The organism is Nocardioides sp. P5_C9_2 (genome assembly GCF_054049555.1).
Window position 1 is genome coordinate 1 of the sequence record NZ_JBFUMD010000289.1, and the last position, 5,064, is coordinate 5,064.

At 72.4% G+C, this 5,064-nt stretch carries 5 protein-coding genes; 3 read left to right on the forward strand and 2 right to left on the reverse strand.

Annotation, left to right across the window (positions count from 1 at the left end; all coding sequences use genetic code 11):
- A partial coding sequence (locus tag ACXJKL_RS14135; protein ID WP_457207681.1) for a hypothetical protein occupies nucleotides 1-1,162 on the reverse strand: 1,162 nt, incomplete at its 3' end.
- Between the two features lie 210 nt (nucleotides 1,163-1,372).
- Nucleotides 1,373-2,569, reverse strand: a complete 1,197-nt coding sequence (locus ACXJKL_RS14140) for an MFS transporter (protein WP_457207682.1) — start codon at nucleotides 2,567-2,569, stop codon at nucleotides 1,373-1,375.
- A gap of 34 nt (nucleotides 2,570-2,603) precedes the next feature.
- On the opposite strand from ACXJKL_RS14140, the gene ACXJKL_RS14145 reads away from it, so the two are divergent.
- The 3 genes from ACXJKL_RS14145 to ACXJKL_RS14155 all read left to right on the forward strand — a co-directional run bounded on the left by ACXJKL_RS14145 (nucleotide 2,604) and on the right by ACXJKL_RS14155 (nucleotide 5,021).
- Complete coding sequence (locus ACXJKL_RS14145) at nucleotides 2,604-3,701, forward strand: ferrochelatase (RefSeq protein ID WP_457207683.1); 1,098 nt, start codon at nucleotides 2,604-2,606, stop codon at nucleotides 3,699-3,701.
- The gene (locus tag ACXJKL_RS14150) at nucleotides 3,698-4,567 is read left to right on the forward strand and encodes an inositol monophosphatase family protein (RefSeq protein ID WP_457207684.1); all 870 of its coding nucleotides are present in this window, start codon (nucleotides 3,698-3,700) and stop codon (nucleotides 4,565-4,567) included. Before ACXJKL_RS14145 ends, ACXJKL_RS14150 begins: the two co-directional genes overlap by 4 nt.
- A gap of 163 nt (nucleotides 4,568-4,730) precedes the next feature.
- Nucleotides 4,731-5,021: a DUF4193 domain-containing protein gene (locus ACXJKL_RS14155; RefSeq protein WP_056924522.1), complete on the forward strand. Its 291-nt coding sequence runs from the start codon at nucleotides 4,731-4,733 to the stop codon at nucleotides 5,019-5,021.
- The last annotated feature ends 43 nt before the right edge of the window (nucleotides 5,022-5,064 follow it).

Genomic DNA, 5,064 nt, shown 5'->3' on the forward strand with positions numbered 1-5,064 from the left:
GGCGGGCGTTGCGACCACACCACGGGAACACGCACGTCCCGTCCCGGACGATGACGTGCTCGCGGATCTTCTCGGTCGGCTGGTAGCCGCGGCACTCGAGGCGTTCGCGCAGGTCGATCACGGGCTTCACGACCACGGCGACGTCGGGGCGTCCGCACCAGATGCGGAGCTGCTCCACCGACACCAACCTGCGGCCGGCCTGCTCGAGCCGCGCGACCAACGCCTCGCCGCCGGACGGCACCGTCTGGGCGTGGCTGGTGATCGCGTCGGCGGACAGGTGCGCGTAGAGGACGACCTGCGTGACCGGAGCGGCAGCCCTGGTGGGATGAGGGACGGGCCCATCGGCAACGGATGCCCGGTCCTCGGCGGATGCCGGGTCGTTGACCGCGGGCTGGCCGGTGGGCTGGTCGTCGAAGCCGATGGTGAGCTGGTGACGCGCGAGGTCGCCCAGCGCGGTGGCGCGACGCCCGTCGACGGTGTCGGCCGACCCCAGCTTCGCGAGGTGCTCGGCACCACTCTTCACAGCGGCGGCCAGGGCGAGGCCGTCGGGGATCTCCAGGGCCGCCTCCAGGCCCATGGTGCCGTCGTAGGAGACCTGCTGGAGGTCGAAGGTGACGTGCCGCTTGTCCGCGGACTTCGCCAATGCCTCGGCGACGGCGTCGGGCATGTGCCGGACCCGGGCCTCCTGCACCACCCGCTCCAGCTGCGCGGGGGTGAGCCGGGAGGCACACCAGAACACCTGCTCATCGACGTACGTCGCAGCCTGCAACGTCAGCTCCAGCGTGGAGTCGGCGATCAGCCGGGCGCGCCAGCCGGCCACGAGGCCGGCCTGCACGGCACCCCACAACCTGGGGAGCCGGTAGGCGACCTCGACACACTCGGTCAGGAACCGGCCAGCACTGTCGTTGGTGCGTCCCAGCATCGTCGCGAACTCCGGGACGCAGAACTCATCGATCATCGGCGATCCCTCACCTGCGAACGTCTTCGGCGAGGTGAAGCACGCCTGGGCGAACTCCGGGTCCGCGAGGTGCAGATCGGCCCAGTGCAACCCCAGCCGCATCATCTCCACGTCCGCCCGATCGGCTGCCTGCTTGTGCTCACGGACCGCGCGCAACACCGCCGCCGGGGTCTCCGGCAGAGCGGGTGCGGTGGTCTCGGGCATGAGTCGACTCAAGCAGGGACCACCGACAACGAACCCCTCCGCAGAGCGATCTCGACCGGAATGTGGACACCACTTTTCAGCGACTTCTGTCAGCCAGATTTTGAGCGCTACGGAACTGCCCGCTCGGCGCCTCCCAGCGCTACGAAAGTGCCCGGTCGACGCCTCCCAGCGCGACGGAACTGCCCGGTCGGCGGGGCCCGGGACGGCGGGTCAGCCGGGCAGCGGCGCGGGCGTGACCGGGCGGGTGCGCGTCCCCTGCGCGCCGACGACGGCGACGAGGCCGGCTCCGACGGCGACGAGGTAGGCCGCGGAGGCCCCGTGGTGGTCGACGACGAACCCGGCGGCCGCGGCACCGGGGGCGACGCCCGCCATCAGCCCGGTGTGCAGGACGGCCATGCCCTCGGTCAGCCGGCCGTGGGGGACGGTCTGCTCGGTGAGCGACATGGTGGCGATCAGGGTGGGGGCGATCGAGCAGCCCCCCACCAGCAGGGCGAGGAACATCAGGGGGAAGCCCTCGACCAGCACGGGCGGGACCATGGCGAGCATCATCGCGAAGGACCCCCACCGGACCCGGACCGCGGGGCCGCGCCGCCACACGACGGCACCCGTCACGATGCCGGCGAGCATGCTGCCCAGGGCCCACGTGGCGAGCAGCCAGCCCGACACCGCCCGGGACCCGGTCTCCTCGGCGAACGCGACGGTGGTGACCTCCGCGGACCCGAACAGCGCACCCAGGGCGAGGCACACCACCCCGAGCGGCAGCACGGTCCGCCACGGCATCGGGAGGTGCGCGACCCCGTGGCGGTGGCGGCCCGACGGCGGCTCGGTGGCCCGTTGGGCTGCCAGGGCGTAGGTCCCGACCAGCCCTGCCGACGTCGCGACGACCAGGCCGGCCACGGGGTGCCACAGCGTGGCCAGCATCGTCGCCAGCACCGGACCGATGACGAAGACGACCTCGTCGAGGACGGACTCCAGGGCGTACGCCGTCTGCACGTCGCGCGGTCGGTCGAGCAGGTGCGACCACCGCGTCCGCACGCAGGCGCCGACCTGGGGGAGGAAGGCGCCGGTGAGTGCGGCGAAGACGTAGGTGAGGGGCATCGCCCAGTCGTTCGTCACCGAGGAGACGAGCAGCGCCATCGACACCGCGAAGCCGGTGATGGCCAGCGGCAGCACCCGCCCCTGGCCGTAGCCGTCGACCAGCCGGCCGTGCATCACGGCGCAGGCGGCCTCACCGAGCACCACGACCCCCGAGACGATGCCGGCGAGCCCGTAGGAGCCGGTCCGGCTCTCGACAAGCAGCACCACGCCCAGGGTGACCATCGAGATGGGCAGTCGGGCCAGCAGCCCGGCAGAGCTGAAGCGCAGCGCGCCGGGCCGGGACAGCACACGGTGGTAGGACTCGAACATCGTCTCGGATGCTAGGCCTCCGTACGCTGGCGACATGAATCCCGACGTGTCGCCGTACGACGCCCTCCTGCTCCTGTCCTTCGGCGGCCCGGAGAAGCCGGAGGACGTCGTGCCCTTCCTCGAGAACGTCACGCGTGGCCGCGGCATCCCGCGCGAGCGACTGGAGGAGGTGGGCGAGCACTACTTCCTCTTCGGCGGGCGCAGCCCGATCAACGACCAGAACCGCGAGCTGCTCGCCGCCATCCGCGAGGACCTGGCCGGCAGCGGCATCGACCTGCCGGTCTACTGGGGCAACCGCAACTGGGACCCCTACCTCGCCGACACCCTGCGCCAGATGCGCGACGACGGCATCCGGCGGGCCGCGGTGATCACGACGTCGGCGTACTCGTCGTACTCCTCGTGCCGGCAGTACCGGGAGAACCTCGCCGACGCTGTCGGGGAGGTCGAGGGCGCGCCCCGGTTGGACCGCCTCCGGCAGTACTACAACCACCCGGGCTTCGTGGAGCCGGTCGTGGACGCGACGCTGACCGCGATGGCCGACCTCCCCGACGCCGTGCGCGAGGGTGCCGAGCTCGTCTTCGTGACGCACTCGATCCCCATCGCCATGGCGGAGTCCAGCGGCCCGCCCCTGGAGGGCGGGAACGCCTACGTGCGCCAGCACCTGGCCGTCGCCGAGGAGGTCACCGCCCGGGTCCGCCAGGAGACCGGACGTCGGCACAAGCACGAGCTCGTCTACTGCTCGCGCTCGGGCTCGCCGCACGTCCCGTGGCTCGAGCCGGACGTGAACGACCACCTGGAGGACCTGGCCAGGCGCGGCGTCGCCGCGGTGGTGATGGTCCCGGTCGGCTTCGTCTCCGACCACATGGAGGTCATCTACGACCTCGACACCGAGGCCATGGCGACCGCGGAGAAGGTCGGGCTCGAGGCCGTGCGTGCGGCCACCCCGGGCATCGACCCGCGCTTCGTCTCGATGGTGCGCGACCTGCTGGTCGAGCGGGCGGCCGTCGAGCGGGGCGAGGAGGTCGCACGGAGGACCGTCGGGGACCAGCCCGCCTGGCGCGAGGTCTGCGCCCCCGGCTGCTGCCCCAACCCCCGCGGCGAGCGTCCCGCCCTCTGCGGGGCGGGCGCATGACCCACGACCCCGTGACCCACGACCCGACCGCACTGCGGGACGTCGCCTCGGCGGTCGCCCGGGAGGGCGCGGAGCTGGCACGCCGCATGAGGGCCGGGGGCATCGACGTCGCCGACACCAAGTCCAGTGCCGTCGACGTCGTGACCGAGGCCGACCGTGCGGTGGAGGCACTCATCCGGCGACGCCTCCTCGAGCAGCGTCCCGACGACGCGATCCTGGGGGAGGAGGGCGACGACCACCCCGGCACCAGCGGGGTCCGCTGGGTCGTCGACCCGATCGACGGCACCGTCAACTACCTCTACGGGCTGCCCGACTGCGCGGTGTCGGTCGCGGCGGAGGTCGACGAGGAGATCCTCGCCGGCGTCGTCGTCACCATCCCGACCGGCGTCGAGTACGCCGCCGCGCTGGGCCACGGCGCCACGCGCGACGGCGTACCGATCTCGGTCCGACCGGCACCTCCGCTGGCCGAGCGCCTCGTGCTGACCGGCTTCGGCTACCGCTCCGAGACCCGCGCCCACCAGGCCGCCTCGGTGGCGGCCCTGCTGCCCCGCGTGCGTGACGTTCGTCGCATGGGCTCCTGCTCGCTGGACCTGTGCCACGTCGCCGACGGCAGTGCGGACGCCTACGTCGAGGAGGGCCCGGCCCGCTGGGACTGGGCGGCGGGCTCCCTCGTCGCGGCCGAGGCCGGGGCCGTGTTCGCCCGCCTGCCGGGCCGGATGAGCGACCATCTCGCGCCCGTGAGGGCCGAGCTCGAGGCCGATCCGGACTGGCCGGGGCACTCGGTGATCGCGGCCGCCCCGGCGAGCGGGTGGGACGAGTTCGCCGCGGCGCTGAGGGCGGCGGGGTTCGTGGCCGCCGAGGGCTGAGGTACCCGGGGAATACCGGCGCCGCGGGCGGCGTTGGCGCGACACGTCCGGACCGGCGTGGCGCATGCGGCGGTCATGGTGCACAATCCACCCGGCGACGAAGAGGATGAACGATCCAATTGTGCGCAGACGACATGGATCGTTCGGCATGGGAGAGAGAGCAATGGCTACTGACTACGACGCGCCACGCAAGACCGAGGAAGACCAGAGCGAAGAGAGCATCGAGGAGCTCAAGGCGCGACGGCACGACAAGAACTCGGGCAAGGTCGACGAGGACGAGGCCGAGGCGGCCGAGTCCTTCGAGCTGCCCGGTGCGGACCTGTCGCACGAGGAGCTCGCCGTCGAGGTGATGCCCCGCCAGGAGGACGAGTTCACCTGCATGAGCTGCTTCCTGGTCCACCACCGTTCGCAGCTCGCGGACGAGAAGAAGCTCATCTGCCGCGACTGCATCTGAGCCGGCAGCACCACCCACGTCGAAGGCCGCGGACCCCTCGGGG

What these genes read in the sequence shown, in the direction of transcription:
- ACXJKL_RS14150 (WP_457207684.1), top strand. Translation starts at nt 3,698, where the DNA reads ATGACCCACGACCCCGTGACCCACGACCCGACCGCACTGCGGGACGTC.
- ACXJKL_RS14155 (WP_056924522.1), top strand. Translation starts at nt 4,731, where the DNA reads ATGGCTACTGACTACGACGCGCCACGCAAGACCGAGGAAGACCAGAGC.
- ACXJKL_RS14145 (WP_457207683.1), top strand. Translation starts at nt 2,604, where the DNA reads ATGAATCCCGACGTGTCGCCGTACGACGCCCTCCTGCTCCTGTCCTTC.
- ACXJKL_RS14140 (WP_457207682.1), bottom strand. Translation starts at nt 2,569, where the DNA reads ATGTTCGAGTCCTACCACCGTGTGCTGTCCCGGCCCGGCGCGCTGCGC.